We start from the raw sequence: 25900 nt of genomic DNA on the forward strand, positions 1-25900 counted from the left end.
TTTTCTTTCCAGCAAGGTAACGTTCCAGTAAGGTAACGTCCCAGCAAGGTAAATAGTAATGAACAAAGCGGCTCGTTTAGGATTACAGTCTCTATTCCTATTATTTACCTACTCACTGATTTGGGTGGGATTATGGATCATTGGTTTTTATCTTAGCCAAAATAGCTTTCAAGCCACCCTATTTTTACCGCAAGCCTTACGCCTCACCTTGATGATCCTATTATGGAGACGCTACTGGCCAACTGTTCTACTCGCTGAAGGGCTTCTGACCTACTGGCTTGCACAAGAGCAATTACTCACTCAACCTATTTTGCTGTTATCCCCAATATTGAGCCTGCTGGTTGCAATCGTTATCCAAAATATTTGGTGGCGATATACACTTTATTGGCAACGACTGATTTTGTTACTGGCTGGCGTCGCGGCCAATAGCATACTCAATGCCTTGCTGTTTGGGCTTTTATCTCAATATTCTATTAGCCAATTATTCTTAACCACATTCACAGGTGGAATTCTCCTCTCCCCCTTTGTTTATCTTATCTATGAATACTTGCATGAGCAGCACTATCATATGCTGCTCGACTACGGAACCACGGATAAGCAATTACGAACTTCATTGATTATTTGGTGTTTTCTTTTCTGTCTCGTCGGCTTAAGTGCCCAAATTTTCTTTGCTCCTGAAATTGAACAACTGATTGTTTTATTGGTCTTTATTCCCAATATTTTTATGGCGTATCGTTATGGCTGGCAAGGCGGCGTGTTATCCGCATTACTAGGAAGCTTAATCATTACCTTCGCAAGACAGTTCCAAGGTGCTTTTGATGATCTCCAAGAACTACAACTCTTTTTAAGCTCTCAAGCCCTGATTGGTATCGGGTTAGGCATCGCTATCAGCCGCCAAAAGCAACTCTCAAGTAACTTACAACGCTACCGCCAGCGATTAGAAGAAGAACTTCACGCCCGCCGAGACTTGATGCGCCAACTCGTGCATACCGAAGAAGATGTGAAGAAAGATATTGCCCGTGAACTCCATGATGAGATTGGACAAAACATTACCGCGATCCAAATCCAATCTATGTTGGTGAAAAAAACCGCGGCTAACGATTTAAGCTATAACGCTGCTAGCCAAATCAACGAGCTGGCACTACAGATCCACCAAGCCACCCGCCATCTATTGCGCCAATTACGTCCGCCTGTACTCGATGAAATGTCCCTTGAAAACGCACTCACCCATTTAATTGGTGAATTTGCTTTTAAAGAAAACAATATTCAATGTGACTTTCATTACGGATTAACTGAAACCCCAGCCAATGAAACAGTGTTATTCACCCTTTACCGTTTGGTTCAAGAGCTACTGAACAATATCAGCAAGCACGCCAAAGCCACAAAGATCCACATCTCATTAAATCAACAAGGTGACTCGATACAGCTAATTGTTGATGACAATGGTGTGGGCATCCCTTTTAGCAAACGTACATCAGGCTTCGGTTTACGCGGAATTGAGGAGCGAGTCAGAGCCTTAGGTGGCGACTGGACGCTAACAACTCAAAGTGGTACCAAAATAATTGTTAACTTGCCCACATTTTGAAATGAAATAGTGAAAAACTAGGAATTATTCTTAGCCTCCTAATACCTTATCTCATCCTTTTATTTAAAAACTTCATTACATTCTGCCAAACGGGAGAAACACAATTATGACGGGTACACGCAAACTGGATCTGGATAGCAATTACCGTTTCTGGCGTCGCCGCCTGATGTTTTCCATGATCATCGGTTATGCCGCTTTTTACCTTACCCGTAAAAGCTTTAATTTTGTGATGCCCGTTATGCAGGCAGAACTGTTTTTAGACAAAAGTGATATTGGTTGGATCGCCTCAGCATTTTACCTTGCGTATGGTCTATCCAAGTTTATATCCGGTATTTTCCATGACATTACAGGCTACCGTTGGTTTATGGGTGTTGGCCTCGTGATGACAGGGATCCTCAATATCATTTTTGCCTACTGTTTATCGTTCCCTGCGCTGTTAGTCGTTTGGACGTTAAACGGATTTTTCCAAGGTTGGGGATGGCCACCCTGTGCACGTATTCTCACTCATTGGTACTCACGTAACGAGCGGGGATTTTGGTGGGGACTGTGGAATATTTCCATCAACCTTGGGGGAATGGCGCTACCACTGTTAACAGCCTTGTTAGCCACCCACTACAGTTGGCAAATGGCGCTGATCGTTCCGGGAATTATTGGGGTTATTTTAGGATTATGGCTATGCCGCCAACTCCGAGGTACGCCCAAAGAAGAACATTTACCCACCGTGGGCCAGTGGCGACATGATGCATTAGAGTTACGCCAAGAGCAGCTTTCCCCCCCACAATCCATGTGGGTGATTTTAAAGCAAACCATTGTGTTTAACCCAATGATTTGGCTGCTCGGTTTCACCTACATTTTGGTCTATCTCATCCGTATTGGGATAAACGATTGGGGGAATTTATGGCTAACCGAAACACACGGAAGCAATTTATTAAGCGCCAATGCCACGTTAGCTCTGTTTGAATTAGGTGGTTTATTAGGCGCATTGTGCGCAGGTTGGGGTTCCGACCTCCTGTTTAGAGGGCAACGCGCACCGATGATTTTGCTGTTTTCCTTAGGTCTATTCGTTTCTGTGAATGCCTTATGGTTAATACCAATTCATCACTACGGACTATTGGCCGCATGCTTCTTAGCCAACGGTTTCTTTGTATTTGGACCACAGATGTTAGTCGGTCTAGCTGCTACAGAATATTGTCATAAAAAGGCAGCTGGAACGGTAACGGGTTATCTTGGATTGTATGCTTATCTTGGGGCTGCAATCGCAGGATGGCCGCTCTCTCAAGTGATTGCCAATTATGGTTGGTCAGGGATGTTTACCTTACTCGCCAGCGCAGCCGCTTTGATGGGGCTACTACTGATGCCTCTTTTGATTGCCAATGTCAGCAAAAGAGAGCATTTAGTCGGTGCAGTTTCACCGACACATAATAATAGTTAATCCGAAAACGTGAATAAAGGACTGACAATGAAACTTAAGACTCTCTCTACACTTGTTGCAGCAGGTTTATCCCTTGCCGCTATTACGACCACTGCAAACGCAGCGGGCCGTTTAGTGGTTTACTGTAGTGCGACCAACGCGATGTGCGAAGCGGAAACGCAAGCATTCGCCAAAAAATACGACGTTAAAACGACGTTCGTTCGCAACGGTTCAGGCAGTACTTTAGCTAAAATCGAAGCTGAAAAACGTAACCCACAAGCAGACGTATGGTATGGCGGAACTTTAGATCCACATTCACAAGCAGGTGAAATGGATCTGTTAGAGCCGTACAAATCTCCTAACCTGTCTCAAATCATGACGCAATTCCAAGATCCTGCTAAACGCAAAGGCAACTACTCTTCTGCGGTTTATATCGGTATCTTAGGTTTTGGTGTGAATAAAGATCGCTTAAAAGAGAAAGGTTTACCAATTCCTACTTGCTGGAAAGATCTGACTAAGCCTGAATATAAAGGCGAAATTCAAATCGCGGATCCACAAAGTTCAGGTACGGCTTACACTGCATTAGCAACCTTTGACCAACTTTGGGGTAACGAGCAAGCCTTTGATTACCTGAAAAAACTGAACTCTAACATCTCCCAATACACCAAATCTGGTATTGCCCCAGCACGTAACGCGGCTCGTGGCGAATCTGCTATCGGTATCGGCTTCCTGCATGACTACTCTCTAGAAGTTGAAAATGGTGCGCCATTAGAGTTAATCGCGCCATGTGAAGGGACTGGCTATGAAATCGGCGGGATCAGTATTCTGAAAAACGCACGTAACATGGACAACGCAAAACTGTTCGTGGATTTCGTTCTGTCTAAAGAAGCCCAAGAACTAAGCTGGAAACAAGGTCAGTCTTACCAAATTCTGACCAACACCACCGCAGAGTCTTCTCCACTGTCTCTGAAACTCAAAGACTTAAACTTAATCAACTACGATATGGATAAATACGGCGATGCTGAAGTCCGTAAGAATCTGATCAACAAGTGGGTTACTGAAGTTAAAATGAGTAAATAAGATGTTGGTGCGGCGTCCGTCGCCGCACTTTACCTGATTGACTCGCGAGCTTCGCGATTTAGTGTATTAGCTACTTACTATAAAAAATGATGCTAAATAAAAGAGTGTCTGCGCTACGCAGACGGCTCCAGTTTGGCTCACTCATTAGAACGATAATATTAATTAGGTTTAAAATTATTTTCGTTATAAATCATGATATTAATTTAATGGTTAATTAACTCAATAATAATAAACTTAGGGGAAAAACAATGCCTCAGACCTTAACCCTAACAGCCTCGAAGAAAAAGGACAGTATCTTCCTTTGGATTCTGATAGCTTGGCTGGGCTTCGCTCTGCTACCCTCATGGAGCCTCGACTACGGCTTATTCGACTCAACTCAAGATGAGATCTTAGCTGCGTATGGCTGGAGCAGTGTCAATATTAGTTGGCTATGGTATTTATTGCCTTCTATTTTACTGTTAAGACCTATCACGCCAGCCGATCGTAATCAAAAATCCCGTCACTATCTTGATATCGCTGTTGCCGCTATCACGGCAGTGCTCGTGATTATTACTGCTTATCTAGAGGGTAAAGGATTAGGCTATTCCGCCATTACCTTATTTATCGCCCTTGGTATGATAATGACCCACGCCCTGACACGTCTAGAGTGGCTGGGTGGCGACCAATTTGTTATTGGCTCCCTTATCACCGTCGTCGCACTGATTGCGCTATTTATCGTCTTTCCCAGTGTGGCAATTTTTATTCCGATGTTTACTGATGGGAACGGAGATTTTGCACCATTTGCATTTGTGGCTATTTTAACCCAGTCACATATTGTTCAGGTGATTATCAACTCCATATTCCTCTCATTAGCAGTGGGTGTTGGCTGTACCTTCTTTGGTTTAATCCTCGCAATTTACACCACCCGAATTGCTAAGCGCTCTGCGATTATTGGTCGCGTATTCTCAATTTTACCCATTGTGACCCCGCCGTTTGTTGTCGGTTTAGGTGTCACCTTAATGATGGGTCGCTCAGGCTATATTACTGAATTTTTAGCCACCTATATGGGCCTAGAAAATACCAACTGGCTATACGGCTTTACCGGTATTTGGTTAGCACAGGTTCTCGCCTTCACCCCAATGTCCTTTATGATCCTCGATGGCGCGATTAAAACCATCCATCCATCACTAGAAGAAGCGTCATATACCTTACGCGCTAACCGCTACCAGACGTTCTTCAACGTGTTTATGCCACTGTTGAAACCTGCACTGGCTAACGCCTTCTTAATCGTGATTGTGCAATCCCTTGCCGACTTCAGTAACCCGTTAGTATTAGGGGGTAACTTCGACGTTCTGGCGACACAAATCTATTTCTATATCACAGGTTCCCAGCTTGATTACCAAGCGGCCAGTACGTTAGGTGCTTCCTTACTTGTCTTCTCATTGCTGGTTTTCTGTGTGCAATACATGTGGATTGGTAAACGCTCTTACGTCACCGTTTCCGGTAAATCTTACCGTGGCGATGTTCAACCGCTGCCAGTTTCCCTTGTTGCAACGGTAACAACAATTCTCGGTATTTGGGTCGCGTTTAACGTCTTACTGTACGGCAGCATCTTCTACGGAAGCTTCACTGTGAACTGGGGTGTGGATTACACATTAACCCTCGACAATTTCATCAAATTATTTGGCCAAGGTTTTGATGATGGTGCATGGCCGTCGCTGTTAGACACCTTGTTATATGCGGGTATCGCTGCGCCAATCACCGCGATTTTAGGTTTGCTTATCGCGTATATTGTGGTTCGCCAAGATTTCCGTGGTAAGAAAACCATCGAATTTACCACCATGTTGTGCTTTGCCGTACCAGGCACCGTGGCTGGGGTTTCTTACATCCTCGCCTTTAACGACACACCGTTCTATTTAACAGGGACGGCGGCGATTGTAATTATCTCCATGACCATGCGTAACGTACCGGTAGGTATTCGTGCGGGTATCGCGGGATTAGGCCAAATTGATAAGTCGTTAGATGAGGCCTCCCTCAGCTTGCGTGCAGGTTCAATGCGGACAATTTTCCACATCCTGCTGCCATTATTACGTCCAGCGATTTTATCGGCGCTGATCTACAGTTTTGTCCGTGCTATCACCACCGTAAGCGCCATTGTGTTCTTGGTAACGCCAGACACCCGTGTTGCGACAGCGTATATCTTGAACCGCGTTGAAGATGGTGAATACGGTGTGGCGATTGCTTACGGTTCTATTCTGATCGTGGTCATGCTCGCGATTATCTTCTTATTTGACTATTTAATTGGCGAAGCCCGTGTTTCACGTTCCAAAGCCAAAAATGCACAGTAATCATGGAGTCACTGACATGACACAGAAAAGTTTCGTTGAATTAAAAAATATAACTAAGCGCTTTGGCGACAATACGGTCATTGACGATTTAAGCCTTTCCATCCCACAAGGGAGCATGGTCACCCTATTAGGACCATCTGGTTGTGGTAAAACCACCGTACTGCGCTTAGTCGCAGGTTTAGAGAAGCCAACTGAAGGGCGCATGTTTATCGATGGCGAAGATGTCACCGACCGCTCTATTCAACAGCGCGATATTTGTATGGTATTCCAATCCTATGCCCTCTTCCCGCATATGTCGTTAGGGGATAACGTTGGCTATGGTTTGAAAATGCTTGGCTTGCCGAAGGCTGAAATCAAAAAACGTGTAGAAGAAGCGCTGGAGCTGGTGGACTTAGCGGGCTTTGCAGACCGTTTCGTTGACCAAATTTCCGGTGGGCAACAACAGCGTGTTGCACTAGCACGAGCCTTGATTTTAAAACCGAAAGTGCTGTTATTTGATGAGCCATTAAGTAACTTGGATGCCAACTTACGCCGCAGCATGCGTGAAAAAATCCGTGAACTGCAACAGCAATTTAATATTACCTCACTGTACGTGACCCACGATCAGAGCGAAGCTTTTGCAGTTTCAGATATGGTTCTGGTGATGAACAAGGGTAAAATCATGCAGTTAGGCTCACCGCAAGAGCTGTACCGCCAGCCGGCATCTAAATTTATGGCGAGCTTTATGGGGGATGCGAACATTTTCCCTGCAACCCTCAGCACTGATACTGTTGAAATCTTTAATTACCGTTTACCGCGCCCTGCGCAGTTTGCGACAGATAAAGCTCAAGTCACTGTCGGTGTTCGCCCTGAAGCCATCACATTAAGCAAACAAGGTGAAGAGAGCCAACGCTGTACTATCACGCATGTGGCCTATATGGGGCCGCAATATGAGGTCACGGTAGATTGGCACGGTCAATCTATGCTATTACAGATCAACGCAACTCAATTGCAACCGTCTGTGGGTGAAGATCTTTATTTGCAAATTCACCCATACGGGATGTTTATTTTAGAGTAAAAAATTTCTGTTTTAGACTTGTTATTTCAGCCGCCCAGTTGGGCGGTTTTTTTATGAATAGCAGAATAAAAAAACGACAATTTTGTGTGACTTTGTATCACTCTTTGCTATAGTGTAACTAAGTTACACCTAATAGATATGCGAGGCTTATATATGTCAACAACCAAATTAAGGCAGCAAGGCGGAGCTGTTGTTTTAACTATCCCAATTGAAGTCGCCAATATGGCTGGATGGGTCGTCGGTATGAAATTAAATATTGATGCTGTTGGAGAATCCATTTGCATAAAACCGGTCAAACGCGTGGCTAGAGGAAGAAAATCTATTAATGAGCTACTATCCGGTATTGCTAAAGAAGAGATTAAGTTATTAAACAGTGAAGTCGATGATTCTGACCCACAGGGAAATGAGATTATTTAATGGTAAAAGCAAAAAGGCCTCACAAAGGCCAGATTTGGCACATTAATGGCGATCCAGTCGCAGGCAAGGAATTCAAGGGACCCCACTACTATTTAGTGGTTACAGATGCACAAATCAACACCGCACTTGGTACGTCAATTTGTGTTCCTATTACAAGTGGAGGGAGCCGCGCCAGAACTCAAAATGTCACTGTTTACTTAGATGGTTCAAGTACAGATACAGGTAACATTACTGGCTGTATCTTATGTTATCAACTCCGCTCGTTAGATCTAATAGCCAGAAAAGCCACTTACTCAGCAACACTCAATGAAGATATTTTCGAAGAGGTTCTCAGCAATATTATTGATATCATTGACCCTCAAATTTGAATTTTTACCATTTTTGATGAATCGAAAAAACACCCTATAAATCAACCGACCTATAGGGTGTTTAGTTTTTAGCGCTAAATTAAAACAGGTGTTTTCATCTTAGCCTAATTGCTTACGTGCATTACGGAAAATGCGCATCCATGGGCTATCTTCACCCCAGTTTTCTGGGTGCCAAGAGTTGCTCACAGTACGGAATACACGCTCAGGGTGCGGCATCATGATAGTCGTGCGACCATCCGTTGATGTTACTGCCGTAATCCCATTCACAGAACCGTTCGGGTTCGCTGGGTATTGCTCAGTCACTTGACCGTAGTTATTCACAAAACGCATTGCCACCAGCGCGTTATTTTCTAACTGCGTTAAATGAGCTGGTGCACGAGTTTCTACTTGGCCTTCACCGTGAGAAACCGCAATCGGCATGCGTGAACCCGCCATATCTTGCAGCAGTAATGATGGGCTATTTGCAATTTCCACTAAGCTAAAGCGTGCTTCAAAACGCTCTGAACGGTTACGGACAAAACGCGGCCAATACTCGGCACCCGGAATCAAGTCATGCAAGTTAGACATCATCTGACAACCATTACACACCCCTAATGATAAGGTGTCTGGGCGATTGAAGAAGCTAGCAAACTCATCACGAACACGGTTATTGAACAGAATGGACTTCGCCCAACCTTCACCAGCGCCTAATACGTCACCGTATGAGAAACCACCGCATGCCACTAGCGCTTGGAACTGTTCAAGAGACAAGTTGCCCGCCAGTAAATCACTCATGTGAACGTCGATAGCATCAAAACCTGCACGATCCCATGCCGCCGCCATTTCAACGTGGGAGTTAACCCCTTGCTCACGCAGTACAGCCACTTTAGGGCGCACACCAGACGCGATATACGGCGCAGCGATATCCTCTGCGATATCGTAAGTCAGTTTCACATTCAGACCTGGGTCTTGATTGTCTTTCTTCGCGTCATGCTCTTGGTCTGCGCACTCTTCGTTATCACGTAAGCGCTGCATCTGCCATGTGGTTTCAGCCCAGCACTCACGCAGAGCACTACGGGAACCATTGTAAACGACTGTATCACGGCTATTAATGATCACCGCGTCGTCATGAGTTGCAGAACCAAGATAGTGAACACAGCCTGCTAAGCCCGCGTCGGCAAAACATTGCTCTACATATTGACGATCCGCACCTTGGATTTGGATCACTGCACCCAGCTCTTCATTAAACAACGCCGCTAAGGTGTCTTCATCAAATGAGCTAATATCCACATTAATACCGCAGTGACCCGCAAATGCCATCTCCACTAATGTGACAAACAGCCCGCCATCGGAACGGTCATGATAAGCCAGTAATTTTTGCTCAGATAACAGTTTTTGGATGGTATTAAAGAAGCCTAACAACAACGCTGGATCACGGACATCTGGCGCTTTATTACCTAACTGACGGTAAACTTGCGCCAGTGCAGAGCCACCAAGCGCATTGTGACCTTGACCAAGGTCGATTAATAACAAGCCGTTATCTGCCGTGGTTTTCAGTTCTGGTGTAACTGTTAGACGAACATCTTCAACGCGACCAAACGCCGTAATAATCAATGACAATGGTGAAGTCATTTCACGCTCTTCACCATTTTGCTGCCAGCGAGTCTTCATTGACATCGAGTCTTTACCCACTGGGATTGTCAGACCTAATGCTGGACACAACTCTTCACCGACTGCTTTAACCGCTTCGTACAGACCCGCGTCTTCCCCTGGGTGACCCGCCGCAGACATCCAGTTAGCAGATAGCTTCACGCGCTTAAGGTCTTGTACATAAGAGCATGCTAAGTTGGTTAGTGCTTCACCCACGGCCATACGCGCAGAAGCGGCAAAATCCAACAGTGCCACTGGCGTTCTTTCGCCAATAGACATTGATTCACCATAATAGCTATCCAAGCTTGCGGTTGTCACCGCGCAGTCAGCGACTGGGATCTGCCATGGGCCAACCATTTGGTCACGAGCAACCATTCCCGTCACAGTACGGTCACCGATAGTGATTAAGAACGTTTTCTCCGCAACGGCCGGTAAATGCAGAACACGCTTGACGGCTTCAGTTAAATCGATGGCGGTTCTATCCAGTGATTCAGGCTCGGCTTTCAGTGTCGTCACATCACGCAGCATTTTTGGCGTTTTGCCTAGCAATACATCCAGTGGCATATCGATAGGCTGGTTATCAAAATGCTCATCATTAAGGGTTAAATGACGTTCTTCCGTTGCTTCACCGATCACGGCAAATGGCGCGCGTTCACGCTCACAAATTTCAGTGAATAATGCGAGTTGTTCTGGAGCAACTGCCATCACATAGCGCTCTTGAGATTCGTTACACCACACTTCCAGTGGGCTCATTCCCGGTTCATCATTAAGAATTTTACGCAGTTCAAAACGACCACCACGACCGCCATCGCTCACCAATTCAGGCATTGCGTTGGATAAACCACCCGCGCCAACATCATGGATAAACAGAATTGGATTTTTATCACCTAGCTGCCAGCATTTGTCGATCACTTCTTGGCAACGACGCTCCATTTCTGCGTTATCACGTTGAACAGAAGCAAAATCAAGGTCAGCCGCAGATTGACCAGATGTCATGGATGATGCAGCTCCGCCCCCTAGACCGATATTCATCGAAGGGCCACCCAGAACGATGAGCTTAGCGCCAACAGTAATTTCGCCTTTTTGAACGTGATCCGCACGGATGTTACCAATACCGCCCGCTAACATAATTGGCTTATGGTAACCGCGTAATTCTTCGCCGTTGTGACTATTCACTTTCTCTTCATAGGTACGGAAATAACCTAATAAAGCGGGACGACCAAATTCGTTGTTAAATGCCGCTCCGCCTAAAGGGCCTTCGGTCATAATATCGAGTGCGGTCACAATACGCTCAGGCTTACCGAAATCTTCTTCCCACGGTTGTTCAAAACCTGGAATACGTAAGTTTGAAACGGAGAAACCAACCAAACCTGCTTTTGGTTTTGCACCACGGCCCGTTGCGCCTTCATCACGAATTTCACCACCAGAACCGGTTGCAGCCCCCGGCCATGGAGAGATTGCCGTTGGGTGGTTGTGGGTTTCCACCTTCATCAAAATATGAGCATCTTCTTGATGGTAACGATAAGTACGTCCATCCGGTTCAGGGAAGAAACGACCCACTGAAGAGCCTTCCATTACCGCCGCATTATCTTTATAGGCAGACAGAACGTGATCTGGCGTTTTTTCGAAGGTATTTTTGATCATTTTAAATAGGGATTTTGGCTGTGTTTCCCCGTCAATAATCCAATCCGCATTGAAAATTTTATGGCGGCAATGTTCTGAGTTTGCTTGCGCAAACATATACAGCTCAACATCCGTTGGGTTACGTTTTAACCCTGTGAATGCCTCTAATAGATAGTCAATTTCATCGTCAGCTAACGCTAAACCCATCTCTTTATTAGCCGTATCTAGTGCTTGGCGTCCACCTGTGATGATATCAATTACTTTCATTGGGGCAGGCTGTTGCTGAACAAATAACGCCTCAGCTTGTTCAAAAGAGGCAAACACCGTCTCCATCATGCGGTCATGTAACAGGCTGATGACCAGACTCCACTGCTCGCTTGTCAGGGAATCGGCTTGAATATAATAGGCAACGCCGCGTTCAATACGTTTAACCTGTGTTAAGCCACAGTTATGCGCGATATCTGTTGCTTTAGAAGACCAAGGAGAGATGGTTCCTGGGCGCGGGGTGACTAAAATCAGTTTTCCAAATGGCTCATGCTCTGCCAGAGAAGGACCATATTTTAACAAACTATTCAGTTTACCTTGCTCACTGCCACTTAATGGGGCTGATAGCTCAGCAAAATGCATATATTCAGCATAGATATCCGTTACAGGGAGCTGTTTTTCAGCAAACAGCGCCAAAAGGCGGGTAATACGAAATGCTGATAGTGCCGGTGAGCCACGCAAAATTTCCATAGTCTTAAATTCTCTCTTTTAAACGCCAGCCCTGATCACGAAAGCAGGGAAACCGGCGTCCATTATAAAGCAATGTTCATCAATACGAAACCGTTTGCGTGACTAAAAATAGAGCGATTAGTTAAATATTAATATGTGCGAAATACGATAATATTAGTTGCACCAATCATCATTGTTAGAGCAAAATACGAAACCACTGGATTTATAACCATGATTAAACAGTTTTTATTAAGCGCACAACACCCGTTCCTGCACGAGAAATAATTATTTGAATAACCTAAAAGTTAACTATTTTATTATCGTGGTCATTGCCTTACTTGCCACCATGATCATTGGCTTCAATGTCCGATGGCCAAATACGCCCTCCCCCCAAATCGATAAAATTATCTCTCGAGGGGAGTTACGTATTAGCGCAGTAAATTCACCACTTATCTATATTAATGAGCAACATCAGCTATGTGGCTTCGACTACGACCTTGCCCAAGGCTTTGCCACGTACCTAGGTGTTAAACTAAAAATCATTATCCGCCCCACTATCGAGCAAATTTTTGATGATCTCGACAATAATGATGCTGATATTTCTATGGCGGGATTGCTGTATAACAAAGACCGTTTAGATACGATGAAAGCTGGTCCAAGCTATTTAAACGTGACTCAGCAATTGGTTTATCGTAAAGGGAAACCTCGGCCAAAAACCTTCAATGATGTGAAAGGGAAATTGGTCGTTATCGCTGGGAGTACTCACGCTAGCACGTTAAAAGCACTGTCAGCCCAATACCCTAAACTAAAGTGGGAGGAGAGTAGCGATTATACCCCAAGCCAGTTATTAGAAATGGTCGCAGAAGGTGAAATAGACTATACCCTTGAGGATTCTATCGCGGTCTCTTTACAACAACGTATTCACCCGAAAGTCGCTGTCGCGTTTGACTTACGTGATGACCATGCCATCACATGGTATATGAGCCGCCAGCATGACAATAGCTTAGATGCTGCGCTACTCGATTTCTTTAATACCAGTAATCAAAATGACTCACTCGCCCGCTTAACCGAGAAATATTTTAGTCACGTCGAATCTTTTGATTATTTTGATACGATTACATTTATTAGCGCTATTAACAATAAATTACCTGATTATCAGCATTTATTTGAAAAGTACGCCGAAACTGTCGATTGGAAATTACTGGCCGCTATCGCTTGGCAAGAGTCCCACTGGGATCCCCTCGCAACCTACCCTACTGGCGTTCGTGGGATAATGATGCTTACCAAGCCAACTGCGGCAACGATGGGAATTGAAGATAGATTAGACCCTGAAGGAAGTATCAAAGGTGGAGCTGCGTATTTAGCCTATATCATGAAACGCTTACCCGACTCTATCGCTGAAGATGATCGTATTTGGTTTACCCTTGCTGCCTATAATATGGGCTATGGGCATATGCTGGACGTGCGAAAATTGACCAAAAAACTGGGTGGAGATCCTGACCGCTGGCTTGATGTTAAAGCGAATTTGCCCCTGTTAACGCAGCCAAAATACTATTCTCAACTGACTTATGGTTATGCTCGTGGACACGAAGCTTACCGCTATGTTGAAAATATTCGTCGCTATCATCAAAGTTTGGCTGGCTATTTACGGAGTCAGGAGAAAAAACAGAAAACAATGGATATTGCAAAAAAATCACTTGTTTATGTCGTAGTACCAAATAATGAAACGCAACTATCATCCTATGTGATGCCTGATGCGATACCTGCAAAATTGGAAATCACGCCAAAAGCCTCAGCAAATTTAGGTGTGTTTTATGCCAGTGAAAATACGCGTGCGCCAAATCACTCCCTAGGGAAATATATTCTGGCAAAACCAACACGTTCGAGCGCCATTGATAATGGCGTAGCCCTACAAGGAGAACCACCAGTTGATGATTAGCTCTCGGGGTTTTGAGCTTGTTTTTCTTGGCGTCTCTGCTCTTTAATTTGTGCTCTGCGCATTCTAAAAAATTCGCTGAGCATGGATGAGCAAGTTTCTTCAAGTACACCACTCGTCACTTCAACATAGTGGTTTAAACCTGGCTGCGACATGATATTAATGAAGGAGCCACATGCTCCCGTTTTAAAATCTTTCGCACCATACACGACCCGACCGATGCGGCTATGGATCATCGCCCCTGCACACATAATGCAAGGTTCTAAAGTGACATACAGTGTCGTGTCTAATAAACGGTAATTCTGTAGCGCGGAGCCCGCTTTCTGCAAGGTAACAATTTCGGCATGGGCGGTAGGGTCGTGATTTTCAATGGCGTGGTTCCAACCTTCTGCCACTAGTTGGTTATCTTTGACCAGTAACGCACCGACAGGAATTTCGCCAGCATCTTGGGCTTTTTTTGCTAGCTCAAGGGCTTGAGCCATCCAATACTCATCGATTTCTAATTGCGTCACTCTAGCCTCTCATCCATCCACACTCGAAAAGTTGATTATTACGAAATGTTAAAGTGACTGCAAATTGAATCTGATATTAATCAATAACTAATTGCTAAAAATGGCAAGTTTAGCAGCGAACCCCATAAAAAATGCACCGACAGTGCAATTTCCCAGTTTCGCCAAAATCTGCTTTTCCCGTAAAAATCGGGCTATCAAGTAACCACTGAATATCAATAAGCTTAGATACAAAAAACTAACCGTTTCTAAGATAACCGCTAATACCATGTACGGCACCCAAGCATGGCTATAATTGAAGTCGATAAATTGAATAAAGAACGAGATATAGAACAAAATCGCTTTCGGGTTCGTTAAGCTAAGCACCAAAGCTCGAGTAAAGTAATTCTCTTTTCTTACTTCAATCTGCTCTACCCCTGCTGATAACGATTTTTTCTGCCAAAAGGTTGCATATAGGATTTTACACCCTAAGTACAAAAGATAAGCAGCCCCTAAGTATCTTACGATGGTGAACAGTGTTGGAGAGGCTTTGATCACCGAGGCAACACCAATAAATGAAAGAAAAATCAGTATTGCATCGCCAGTAAAAACACCGATTGCGGCGCGATATCCCGCTTTAGTCCCATGTGAAGTACTTGATTTTAATACATACAATGAGTTTGGACCGGGAACAATAATGATAAGCACCAATCCCGCTAAGTAAGTCCAAAAATTCAATACCCCTAGGTTTTCAAACATAACCACTTCCTAATTATTTTTTCTTATTACTATCACAGTTGGGATCCATTGTGAATATTCTACTTTTATTAATTTTTAAATCATTTGAATATATAAAACAAACTAATAATTAACATTATTTTTAAAATCTCTTTCATTAAATATGATTAACCCGCACTTAAGTTTTCATAATTTAAATAAGAGGAATAAACATGGCTTTTATTAGAAGAACCGTGCAAACAAACATCTTTGAAGAGTTTTACCCAACAACGCTCGCATTCAGCGCTGCTAAGAAAAATTACTTCTTAGGACATTCAAAAGATAAATCTTACATGATCTACAACATGACAGACGCAGGAAAAATCGAACCTACTGTCGTTGTACAAAAAGGTAAATTAAAAACCTACCTGCAAAATATTCAAGCTTTCTACGACCCTACTCAAAACAAGCAATATCTGTACGGTTATAATCTCGATGAAAAAGTAATCGATGTCTATCAAATCGCTGATAATGCCAGCATCGTGCTAATGTATTCTGAGGAGTTTAACGTTGAAGATTCTATAAAGTCAGCGACCTTCTTCATCATTAATGGCGTACTGTGCTTCTATACGCAATCTGATAAAACTAAGAACTGGTATATCTATAACTTAATTAATTATTAATTTAATATTTTCTATTAATTATTTTACTCAATAAGAGCTTAAATTAAGCTCTTATTTTATTTATCAAAATAAACCATTTTTATATTTTTAGTTCCATTTTATTCGCAGGCTATCCACTTTGAGTAACACTTAAAGCTCTTGATTATTCTGCCTGTCCTCATCATTTTTTCGCTGAGCATCTCCTTTCACTCATTCATAATTCAGTGTCTAATTGATTTACTTCAGTGTAAAATGGCGTTCGAAAACGTATACTACTGGTTTGAATCTAATATAACTAATTGAAATGGCACTATTAATTACTAAAAAATGCATTAACTGCGATATGTGTGAGCCCGAATGCCCAAATGATGCAATTTTCATGGGATCAGAAATCTATGAAATAGATTCTAACCTGTGTACTGAATGTGTTGGGCACTATGATAAACCCACTTGCCAGTCAGTTTGTCCCATTACTAATACGATTATTACAGACCCTGAACATGTCGAGTCCCAAGAGCAACTTTGGGATAAATTTGTCATGATCCATCACGCCGATAAAATCTAATTTCACAAACACACTGAACAAGTATGTTAAAGCGGCGATGGCTGAGTTCTGCGTTATTCAATTTTTGTTTTACTAAAAACACCCATCCGTTGAAGTACTATTTCATTAACACACTATTTCATTGAAACATTGCCGACCAAAAATAAGTCGGCAATCAATAATGCCTACAGGCTTTCAATAATCACCGTTGCAGCCGCATAGTGCCGTTCATCAGTAATCGAAACATGAAAATGCGTGGCTTTTAAATTATTGGCTAGTTTTAACGCTTCACCGCTCAGGGAAAGTAACGGTTTGCCTAGCTCATCGTTTGTAACTTCAAACTGATTAAAAGCCAAGCCATTACGGATCCCAGTACCTAATGCCTTAGCCGCGGCTTCTTTCACTGCAAATCGCTTAGCAAGAAAACGCGCAGGCTTAGTTTGTTGCTGATATTGCGAATATTCATGTTCTGTTAAAATACGCTTCGCTAAGCTATCTGCGGAGCGCTCGATAACAGATTCAATACGCGTAATCTCAACAATATCTGTACCTAAACCTACAATGGCCATTATTTACGCGCTTCTATAAGTAAGTTTTTCATGTCGGACACAGCTTGAGCTAAACCGCTAAACAGTGCTCGGCCAATAATCGCGTGCCCGATATTCAGCTCATAAATTTCAGGCAGTGCTGCGATACGTTGAACATTATGGTAAGTCAGCCCATGACCCGCATTCACTTTAATGCCTTTACCCGCTGCATAGCTTACACCATCACGAATACGGCGGAATTCAAGCTCTTGCTCTTGTTCAGTTTTGGCATCCGCATATGCGCCTGTGTGAATTTCAATAAATGGTGCCCCACACTCTTGAGCAGCATCAATTTGTTCATGATCCGCATCGATAAATAAAGAGACCAAAATACCCGCTTCGTTCAGCCGTTTTACTGCGGATGCGACTTTTTGTTTTTGCCCTGCAACATCAAGCCCACCTTCAGTGGTCACTTCTTCACGTTTTTCGGGAACTAAGCAGCAATAAGTCGGCTTAATGCGACAAGCAATGTCAATCATCTCTTCCGTGACCGCCATTTCAAGGTTCATACGCGTTTGAATGGTTTGGTTGAGCAGTTCAACGTCTCTATCGGTAATATGACGGCGATCTTCACGTAAGTGGATAGTGATCCCGTCGGCCCCTGCTTGCTCAGCAACAAATGCCGCTTGAACAGGATCAGGATATTGTGTTCCTCTTGCATTTCTAACAGTTGCAATGTGGTCAATGTTAACGCCCAATAACAGCTCAGCCATGTTTAACTCCCTATGAATAAACAGTCACTTATTTCTTGTCTGCCATATCCTACTGCAATTTATGGGATTGGGGGAAAAAATCTCTCATTCTTCCTCACCGATTCCAAACTGATAATAATATTTCATCAATTACATTCATTTTTTGGGAAGCGCCTCGAAGAAAATCAATAAAGCGAAAGTTTTGGCTAGGTAGCCTGCTGTTATACAGTTAAAACAGACTGTAGTTACGACAAATTGTCGTTAAAAAGACTTATAGTTATAACAAATAGAAAAAATAGCGTCATAGAACAAAATCTATTGTTATGACTTAGCCATGTTCTGAGAAGGGATAATAAATTGCCTGAAAAGTTCGCGGCTTTTAAGGGGTTTACCGCCTAGGTAAGGTTTCAGTGCCATGCGAGTAAACCGTTTAGCGGCTTTTAAGGTGTCGGCATCTGGGAATTCGCGATCGGCTAACGCTCTTAGTTGCTTACCCGTGAACGTGAGTTGGTCAACAACTAGGCTGCCAATAAATCCTTTTTCTTCACGGTAACGGTAAGTCATAGTCTCTGAAACTGGCTCACCACTGCCCGCACAATGTAAAAAATCTACGCCGTAACCAAGATAAGACAGCAAAGCAAGCTCAAACTGGCGTAAAGCAGATTCAGGCGTGCGTTCACTTCCTGCTAAAACTTGCAAGCAATTGAGATAGTCAAAAAATAGAGATGAATAAGGTGTACCGAACTCAATAACCCGAGCGGTAAGTTCATTAAGGTATAAACCGCTATATAAAACAGTGCCACTGAGAGGGAGAGCAAGAGAGACGGGATCAGCATTGATGAGGGTTTTGATTTCACCTTTGCCACTCCAACGGATCAACAAAGGTGTAAAAGGCTGTAAACAGCCTCTTAATGGTGAGCGGTTGCGTCTCGCACCCTTTGCTAGCAAACGAATTTTACCTTCCCCTTCCGTGAAAAAGTCAATTAATAGACTTGTTTCACTGTAAGGACGGGAATGGAGCACAAACGCGCGTTGCCAACCACTCACGGTGTCACCGATTATTTTAAATCGTCAACATAGCCCAGACTGCGCAGCGCTCTTTCATCATCTGCCCAACCGGATTTAACTTTAACCCAAAGTTCTAAGTGAACTTTAGTTTCGAACAGACGCTCCATATCAATACGGGCTTCTGTACCAATGGTTTTCAGCTTGCTACCTTTATTGCCGATAACCATTTTTTTCTGGCCTTCACGCTCAACTAAGATCAGACCGTTGATATGGTAGCCGCCTTTATCCATCTCTTTAAACTGTTCAATTTCAACAGTCACAGAGTAAGGTAACTCGTCACCTAAGAAACGCATCAGTTTTTCACGGATAATTTCAGAGGCCATAAAACGCTGAGAGCGGTCTGTAATATAGTCTTCAGGAAAGTGGTGAATAGCTTCAGGTATATGCTGTTTCACAATCTTCGCGATGGTATCAACGCCAGTGCCTTTTTCTGCACTAATTGGTACGACATCCAAGAAATTCATTTTTTGGCTGATCATACCGATGTGTGGTAGTAAGCTGGTTTTATCCGCTACATTATCAATTTTGTTGATCGCCAAAATGACTGGGCAACGCAAGCTAGATAGCTTGTTCAGCACCATTTCATCATCAGGTGTCCAGTGGGTACCTTCAACCACAAAAATAACCAATTCAACATCACCAATAGAGCTAGATGCTGCGCGGTTCATCAAACGGTTAATCGCCCTTTTTTCTTCAATGTGAAGACCTGGGGTGTCAACATAGATAATTTGGTAATTATCTTCTGTATGGATCCCCATAATACGGTGGCGAGTTGTCTGCGGCTTTCTCGATGTGATCGAAACTTTTTGCCCCAGTAACTGGTTTAACAGTGTTGATTTCCCAACATTTGGTCGTCCAACTATGGCAACAAAACCACAGTGGGATTGTAATTCACTCATTCAATCTCCAAGATTTTCAATGCTTGTTCTGCTGCGGCTTGCTCCGCTTTACGACGGCTTGAACCTATCCCGTGAATCGGCTCTTCAATGCCGCTCACTTGGCAATGGATCGTAAATTCTTGATCATGAGCTTCACCTTTCACATGCACCACTAAATAGTTTGGTAGTGGAAGATGACGCCCTTGCAGATATTCTTGTAGCCGCGTTTTCGGGTCTTTTTGTTTATCACCCGGACTAATTTCATCCAACCTTACTTTGTACCATGCCAGAATGATCTCTTCGATAGTTTGAATATTACTATCGAGGAAAATCCCACCAATTAAGGCTTCAACGGTATCAGCTAAGATTGATTCTCGGCGGAAACCGCCACTTTTTAATTCACCCGGCCCTAAACGTAAACATTCACCGAGTTCAAATTCACGGGCAATTTCAGCCAGTGTATTTCCACGCACTAACGTTGCGCGCATACGGCTCATATCACCTTCATCCACCTTAGGAAAACGATGATAGAGATCGTTAGCAATCACAAAACTGAGAATTGAATCACCCAAAAATTCCAGTCTTTCATTATGTTTGCTGCTAGCACTTCTGTGAGTTAATGCCTGAATTAATAAATCATTTTGCTGGAATGTATATCCAAGCTTACGCTGTAATTTTTCTAACAAAGAGGGGTTCATGTGCGCCCAACCATTCTACGTTTAATAAAAAAGCACACGCAACAAACCTGTAAAATCAGCTATTTTACAAAACTGTTGCGTTTGCACTGACTTCCGCTGACCATCACCCATAAGCAATTGATATTCAAAAAATAACTTTTATGAATTATCGAAATTTAACGAGGATAGTTAATAATTAGGAAGTCAATAATGTTTAAAACAACATTATTGTACACTGGGTAAAATAATAATGCTTATGATAATGCGAGTTTTCTCATGAAAACCCGCATTGTCTGAAATGAATTATAGAGGACCAATTCGGCTAAAGCGAATACCTGTAGGCCATTCGTTCTCTTGTTTATCTAAACTTAACCAGATAAACACCGCACGACCAACCAAATTCTGCTCAGGAACAAAGCCCCACATACGGCTATCAGAGCTGTTGTCTCTATTATCACCCATCATAAAATAGTGTTTCTCAGGCACAATCCACTCATTAAGTGGTAAACCTGGTTGTATATATTTTGATTGAGTAATGTAGTTATTAATTGTCAAAATTTGGTGCGTAACAGTATCTAATTTCTCACTTCGACCATATTGGCGCAGTGAGTTATTCGGTAACGCTTGGTCTACTGGGATTTGATAATTACCATATTGATTATCAACCACAGAGCTATTTTCAAATACCATTGTCCATTCACTTGGCTCTAATGGGCCATAAGTAACCGGCAATTTCTCTGTGCATTTATTGTCTGCACAGTTAGGGTAAATCGTCAGCTCTTTCGCTTCTGGGTTATAAATGATTTTATCACCCGGCAAACCAATAACACGTTTCACGAAGTCTACATTTGGCTCTTTCGGATATTTAAATACCGCGATATCTCCACGATTTGGTTTACCCGTTTCGATTAATGTTGTTTGAGTAATTGGATCTTTCAATCCATAAGAAAACTTCTCAACCAGCATAAAATCACCAACTAAGAGTGTTGGCATCATCGAACCTGATGGAATTTGGAACGGCTCATAAATAAACGAACGAACAACCAAAACAATGGCTAACACAGGAAAAATTGAGGTTCCTGTTTCCAGCCACGACGGACGACGAACCGCTTTCGCGAGTTCATCTTCGTTCATTGAGCCGTTTGTTACTTCCCGCAATTTTTTAAGTTTCGCTTTACGTGCTGGCGCAAACTTAAATTTATCTAAGCACCAAATAATCCCTGTCACCAGTGTCGCCAGTGTGAGGATTAGGGCAAATGTGTTAGCCATTAAGACTCCTTGTAAACTTAGCTGTCTTTACCAACGTGCAATATAGCAAGGAACGCTTCTTGTGGGAGTTCAACGTTACCCACTTGCTTCATACGTTTCTTACCGTCCTTTTGCTTCTGTAACAGTTTTTTCTTACGGCTAACGTCACCGCCATAACATTTGGCAAGAACGTTTTTGCGCAGCTGTTTCACTGTAGAACGAGCAATAATGTGGTTACCAATCGCAGCTTGGATAGCAATATCAAACTGTTGACGTGGAATAAGCTCTTTCATTTTTTCCACCAGCTCACGTCCACGATACTGTGAATTTTCACGGTGAGTGATCAGCGCTAATGCATCAACACGTTCGTTATTAATAAGAACATCAACACGCACCATATCGGATGTCTGGAAACGTTTAAATGCGTAATCCAAAGATGCATAACCACGAGAGGTTGATTTCAATCGGTCAAAGAAATCAAGAACCACTTCTGCCATCGGAATTTCATAGGTCAAAGAAACCTGATTTCCGTGGTAAACCATGTTGGTTTGTACACCACGTTTTTCAATACACAGAGTGATAACGTTACCTAAATACTCTTTAGGCATCAGCATATGGCACTCAGCAATTGGTTCTCTTAACTCTTCAATATTGTTTAATGCAGGTAACTTGGATGGACTATCCACATGTACAACTTCACCATTGGTTTGCACCACTTCATACACTACCGTTGGTGCGGTCGTGATCAGGTCAAGATCGTATTCACGCTCTAAACGTTCCTGAATGATTTCCATGTGCAGTAACCCAAGGAAACCACAACGGAAACCGAATCCTAATGCTGTTGATGTTTCTGGTTCATAGAATAATGAAGCATCATTCAGGCTTAATTTACCTAATGCATCACGGAAGGCTTCATAATCATCTGAACTCACAGGGAATAAGCCAGCGTAAACCTGAGGCTTCACTTTTTTAAAGCCAGGCAATGACTTCTCTGCTGGATTACGAGCCCCGGTTAAGGTATCACCAACCGGTGCGCCAGTGATGTCTTTAATCGCACACACTAACCAGCCTACTTCACCACAGCTAAGCACATCACGGTCAACTTGTTTTGGTGTGAAAATACCGAGGCGATCTGCGTTATACACATTGCCTGTACTCATCACTTTAACTTTGTCGCCTTTTTTCAATGTTCCGCTTTTAATACGGATTAGAGAAACAACGCCTAAATAGTTATCGAACCAAGAGTCGATAATCAGCGCTTGTAACGGCGCATCACCATCACCTTCTGGTGGTGGGATTTCTTTTACTAAACGTTCGATAACATCTTGAACACCGATACCGGTTTTCGCAGAACAACGAACTGCATCATGGGCATCAAGACCCACAATGTCTTCAATTTCATCAGCAACACGCTCAGGATCAGCGGCTGGTAAGTCAATCTTGTTAAGGACTGGAACCACTTCCAAGTCCATTTCAATTGCGGTATAGCAGTTCGCTAAGGTTTGAGCCTCAACGCCTTGCCCTGCATCCACAACTAATAATGCGCCTTCACACGCCGCCAATGAACGAGAAACTTCATAGGAGAAGTCTACGTGTCCTGGGGTGTCGATAAAGTTCAGTTGGTAAGTTTCACCATCCGCAGCTTTATAATCGAGCGTTACGCTCTGTGCTTTAATGGTAATGCCACGTTCACGTTCCAGATCCATAGAGTCTAAAACCTGAGCCGCCATTTCACGGTCAGTTAAGCCACCACAGATTTGAATAATACGATCTGACAACGTGGATTTTCCGTGGTCGATATGTGCAATGATCGAAAAGTTTCTGATGTTTTTGATTTTCAAGGTAATATCTTCTTTTAAATTGCCTTACAAAATCAGTTTTGAGCAAATTTTGCCACAAAACTAAAATGCTATGATTATCACAAGATTGCTAATTAGCAGCATTTTACATACAAGACCCCACTAACACAAAGATTCAATGTAAAACAACTGTAAACTAGCCAAAGTTGAATGAGTTACTTATTTCATTTTTCTTTGTTTTTCTTCATTTTTGAACGACTAAAAACAAAATCGCCTGTAGTAAAAAGCTTATGTCGTGAAAGCTTAGCTACAGGCGATGATGTGAGACAATGGCATTCAACAATGTGTTTGAATGCTGATTTCGCCGGGAGGAAGTCCTATTTGTAAGACAATAGGCTGGAAATCAATTTTATTTCGCCAACGTGAAGCCATTTTTCGCGCAGTGAAAAAGCCAGCAAATCCACCGGAAATTCCCGCTAATGCGACCCATACCTGCTCAAATTCAGCTAATTGAGCCAATGCAGCAAATAAAAACAATCCAACCAATGGTGTTAAATAGACTAACATCGCAGAACGCAGCAAGCTCCCTTCAGGAATACCCACTTCAATTTTTTGTCCAACAACCAATGGCTGTTCAACTTCAAGTTCTAATTCGTGCTCTGTGTTAGGCCCTATTTTGTTTAAAGCATATGAACCACAAGCAGCACGAGCGCTGCAACTTCCACATCCGGCCGAAGAGCCATAACGCAATAATGCTCGCCCTTTCTGCCACCTAACCACCGTTGCCCATTCTTTTACCATGATTTACTCCCGAAACTGAATGCTACTCGCAATTAACTGGGATGTTGATAGCGGTAACTCTCCTATTATCGTAATCACATTTTGCTTTTGAGTCATGGTGTAAATTGTGCGGCGACCATTTTGTAGTGGCTGATCAAGTAAAGGACCTTTCGATGTTTTTGTCACATTAACCGAAAAGGTAAATAGCCCATCGCTGAACATCGCCGTTTCAATGATGTCATCATCGCTCAGTTTTCGCGTAGAGCGAGAAACTTCCTCAAAGCCTGGAGGCAACATTCCCACCTGCCATTTAAATGATGGATTTTCGTTTTTCGGCGACACCAATAATGGCGGCAAATTCACATTACTGAGAGACTTCAATGAATCTTGTACATTTTTGCTATCTAAAACAGTGGAAATCACCCGAAACTGTTCCAGTGTTTGATTATTGTTGTCGAGTAAATCAACACGCAGTGGCAATTTAGTTTCTTCATCGATTAATAACACATAATTAAATCGAGAATTATCTTTTGAAATAATACGCATGACTAATGCGGGTCTATCACCAATATGCGTGCGACCGGCATCGATAAAATTATAATAAGGCTGAATTTTTTGGTAATCCGCAAAAAGTACCGTAGGTAAATTATCAATAATATGTTCGCCATTCAGGCTAAACGCATCGAATCCAGGTTCAAAATAACTAATTCGGTTGCCATTTTGCACTATTTCTCGGCGAGATGAATCCATTTGGATCATTTGAGAAATAGGGACATCATTGATAATTGCGTGGCGATAGCGCACTGGAACGATATTTTGCGGATTGAATGTCATAAACGACATTTCATATGACAGATTCTGGGCAGCCGTTCCCATTTCTTTGAAAAGAACGTCGGCATCCGTAGATGATGCCGACGCTTGATTAGACATAATCAGGCTGCCCGTCAGGCAGAAGACGGATAACCATTTATTCATTATTGCAGTTTAACCCCTGCTGATGCGGTATTTTTATCACTGTCTTGATGCGGTTGATTCAGCATTGAACGTCTTTCAATTTCATACTGTTGCAGCATGGCATTGATACGTTGATTTTGTTGTTCGATTTGCTGAGATTGTTGCTCAGTACCAAACAATTGGCTATCTGAGATATTTAAGCTAACTGGCGCACCACGTCCAACTGGAACAGTATTAAATACGGGATCATCCACAGTAGAATCGACGCTATTGCTTTGATTGTATTGTTGAACACCCACAATTACAGCGAGTGATACACATGCAGCCACACCGATTTGCGTAATTTGGCTAGCCCATGGACGAATTTTGTTCCAAAACGGGAAACCACTCCAGCTGGCTGGTTCTGGTTGTGATTCAACAACTGCTTGAGGATTAATTCGCACCGCTTCATTTTCCAGCGCTGCCGCAACTTTACTTGCAATATCAAAATGAATGACATCGCCTATATCATTACGCAGAGTATCACGAACAAGATGATAGCTCTCCCAACGTTGCTTTAACGTTGAATCACATGAAATGGTGTTAATAAGTTCTAAATCTAGAGCTTCACCATCCATCATTGCGGAAAGTTTCTCTCTTTGCATGCCCAATTACCTTCA

General features: G+C 42.9%; 23 protein-coding genes. 10 read left to right on the forward strand and 13 right to left on the reverse strand.

From position 1 onward, the window contains the following. Nucleotides 1-58 precede the first annotated feature (58 nt). The 7 genes from LDO73_RS11950 to LDO73_RS11980 all read left to right on the forward strand — a co-directional run bounded on the left by LDO73_RS11950 (nt 59) and on the right by LDO73_RS11980 (nt 8245). A complete protein-coding gene (locus LDO73_RS11950; protein ID WP_224058065.1) occupies nt 59-1585 on the forward strand; it encodes an MASE1 domain-containing sensor histidine kinase in 1527 nt (508 codons plus the stop codon). A gap of 106 nt (nt 1586-1691) precedes the next feature. Beyond that, complete coding sequence (uhpC, locus tag LDO73_RS11955; RefSeq protein ID WP_224058066.1) at nt 1692-3017, forward strand: MFS transporter family glucose-6-phosphate receptor UhpC; 1326 nt, start codon at nt 1692-1694, stop codon at nt 3015-3017. A 27-nt stretch (nt 3018-3044) separates the two neighbouring features. Continuing rightward, nucleotides 3045-4076: an ABC transporter substrate-binding protein gene (locus LDO73_RS11960; RefSeq protein WP_224058067.1), complete on the forward strand. Its 1032-nt coding sequence runs from the start codon at nt 3045-3047 to the stop codon at nt 4074-4076. A 248-nt stretch (nt 4077-4324) separates the two neighbouring features. Beyond that, nucleotides 4325-6403 carry an ABC transporter permease gene (locus tag LDO73_RS11965; protein WP_211886162.1) on the forward strand — a complete coding sequence of 693 codons (2079 nt, stop codon included), beginning with the start codon at nt 4325-4327 and terminating at the stop codon, nt 6401-6403. Nucleotides 6404-6419: 16 nt separating this feature from the next. Continuing rightward, nucleotides 6420-7460 carry a ferric ABC transporter ATP-binding protein gene (fbpC, locus tag LDO73_RS11970; RefSeq protein ID WP_224058068.1) on the forward strand — a complete coding sequence of 347 codons (1041 nt, stop codon included), beginning with the start codon at nt 6420-6422 and terminating at the stop codon, nt 7458-7460. A gap of 153 nt (nt 7461-7613) precedes the next feature. Then, a complete protein-coding gene (locus tag LDO73_RS11975; RefSeq protein WP_224058069.1) occupies nt 7614-7877 on the forward strand; it encodes an AbrB/MazE/SpoVT family DNA-binding domain-containing protein in 264 nt (87 codons plus the stop codon). Further along, on the forward strand, nt 7877-8245 hold the full coding sequence (locus LDO73_RS11980; protein ID WP_224058070.1) for a type II toxin-antitoxin system PemK/MazF family toxin: 369 nt from the start codon (nt 7877-7879) through the stop codon (nt 8243-8245). The genes LDO73_RS11975 and LDO73_RS11980 overlap by 1 nt, the downstream gene beginning before the upstream one ends. Nucleotides 8246-8344: 99 nt before the next feature. Here the strand turns inward: LDO73_RS11980 and purL are convergent, their stop codons facing one another. Continuing rightward, the gene (gene purL, locus LDO73_RS11985) at nt 8345-12232 is read right to left on the reverse strand and encodes a phosphoribosylformylglycinamidine synthase (RefSeq protein ID WP_224058071.1); all 3888 of its coding nucleotides are present in this window, start codon (nt 12230-12232) and stop codon (nt 8345-8347) included. 268 nt (nt 12233-12500) lie between these two features. Here purL and mltF point away from each other — a divergent pair, with 268 nt between their 5' ends. Beyond that, nucleotides 12501-14150 (forward strand): membrane-bound lytic murein transglycosylase MltF, encoded by a 1650-nt coding sequence (gene mltF, locus LDO73_RS11990; RefSeq protein ID WP_224058072.1) that lies wholly within the window; start codon nt 12501-12503, stop codon nt 14148-14150. Here the strand turns inward: mltF and tadA are convergent. Beyond that, nucleotides 14147-14659, reverse strand: a complete 513-nt coding sequence (gene tadA / locus LDO73_RS11995) for a tRNA adenosine(34) deaminase TadA (protein WP_224058073.1) — start codon at nt 14657-14659, stop codon at nt 14147-14149. The genes mltF and tadA overlap by 4 nt on opposite strands. An 87-nt stretch (nt 14660-14746) precedes the next feature. Then, nucleotides 14747-15394, reverse strand: coding sequence for a leucine efflux protein LeuE (leuE, locus tag LDO73_RS12000; RefSeq protein ID WP_036949445.1), 648 nt, complete (start codon nt 15392-15394; stop codon nt 14747-14749). A gap of 191 nt (nt 15395-15585) precedes the next feature. On the opposite strand from leuE, the gene LDO73_RS12005 reads away from it, so the two are divergent. Further along, entirely contained in the window at nt 15586-16035 is a 450-nt protein-coding gene (locus LDO73_RS12005; RefSeq protein WP_224058074.1) for an XRE family transcriptional regulator, read from the forward strand. Between the two features lie 283 nt (nt 16036-16318). Next, on the forward strand, nt 16319-16579 hold the full coding sequence (locus LDO73_RS12010) for a YfhL family 4Fe-4S dicluster ferredoxin (protein ID WP_154602652.1): 261 nt from the start codon (nt 16319-16321) through the stop codon (nt 16577-16579). Nucleotides 16580-16743: 164 nt separating this feature from the next. On the opposite strand, the gene acpS is transcribed toward LDO73_RS12010, so the two are convergent. The 10 genes from acpS to rseA all read right to left on the reverse strand — a co-directional run bounded on the left by acpS (nt 16744) and on the right by rseA (nt 25885). Next, a complete protein-coding gene (gene acpS / locus LDO73_RS12015) occupies nt 16744-17127 on the reverse strand; it encodes a holo-ACP synthase (protein WP_224058075.1) in 384 nt (127 codons plus the stop codon). Beyond that, nucleotides 17127-17858 (reverse strand): pyridoxine 5'-phosphate synthase, encoded by a 732-nt coding sequence (pdxJ, locus tag LDO73_RS12020; protein ID WP_224058076.1) that lies wholly within the window; start codon nt 17856-17858, stop codon nt 17127-17129. The genes acpS and pdxJ overlap by 1 nt, the downstream gene beginning before the upstream one ends. A gap of 300 nt (nt 17859-18158) precedes the next feature. Beyond that, nucleotides 18159-18884 (reverse strand): DNA repair protein RecO, encoded by a 726-nt coding sequence (gene recO, locus LDO73_RS12025; protein WP_224058077.1) that lies wholly within the window; start codon nt 18882-18884, stop codon nt 18159-18161. 11 nt (nt 18885-18895) lie between these two features. Beyond that, nucleotides 18896-19804 (reverse strand): GTPase Era, encoded by a 909-nt coding sequence (gene era / locus LDO73_RS12030; protein WP_224058078.1) that lies wholly within the window; start codon nt 19802-19804, stop codon nt 18896-18898. Continuing rightward, nucleotides 19801-20481, reverse strand: a complete 681-nt coding sequence (gene rnc / locus LDO73_RS12035; protein ID WP_224058079.1) for a ribonuclease III — start codon at nt 20479-20481, stop codon at nt 19801-19803. Before rnc ends, era begins: the two co-directional genes overlap by 4 nt. Before the next feature lie 282 nt (nt 20482-20763). Then, entirely contained in the window at nt 20764-21729 is a 966-nt protein-coding gene (gene lepB, locus LDO73_RS12040; protein WP_224058080.1) for a signal peptidase I, read from the reverse strand. Nucleotides 21730-21746: 17 nt separating this feature from the next. Beyond that, on the reverse strand, nt 21747-23543 hold the full coding sequence (gene lepA, locus LDO73_RS12045) for a translation elongation factor 4 (protein ID WP_224061180.1): 1797 nt from the start codon (nt 23541-23543) through the stop codon (nt 21747-21749). A gap of 300 nt (nt 23544-23843) precedes the next feature. Next, nucleotides 23844-24308 (reverse strand): SoxR-reducing system protein RseC, encoded by a 465-nt coding sequence (gene rseC, locus LDO73_RS12050; protein ID WP_224058081.1) that lies wholly within the window; start codon nt 24306-24308, stop codon nt 23844-23846. Nucleotides 24309-24311: 3 nt separating this feature from the next. Next, nucleotides 24312-25262 (reverse strand): sigma-E factor regulatory protein RseB, encoded by a 951-nt coding sequence (gene rseB / locus LDO73_RS12055; RefSeq protein WP_224058082.1) that lies wholly within the window; start codon nt 25260-25262, stop codon nt 24312-24314. Next, nucleotides 25262-25885 (reverse strand): anti-sigma-E factor RseA, encoded by a 624-nt coding sequence (gene rseA / locus LDO73_RS12060; protein ID WP_224058083.1) that lies wholly within the window; start codon nt 25883-25885, stop codon nt 25262-25264. The genes rseB and rseA overlap by 1 nt, the downstream gene beginning before the upstream one ends. Nucleotides 25886-25900: the final 15 nt, after the last annotated feature.

The sequence above is a fragment of the Providencia alcalifaciens genome, assembly GCF_915403165.1.
Lineage (GTDB): Bacteria > Pseudomonadota > Gammaproteobacteria > Enterobacterales > Enterobacteriaceae > Providencia > Providencia alcalifaciens_C.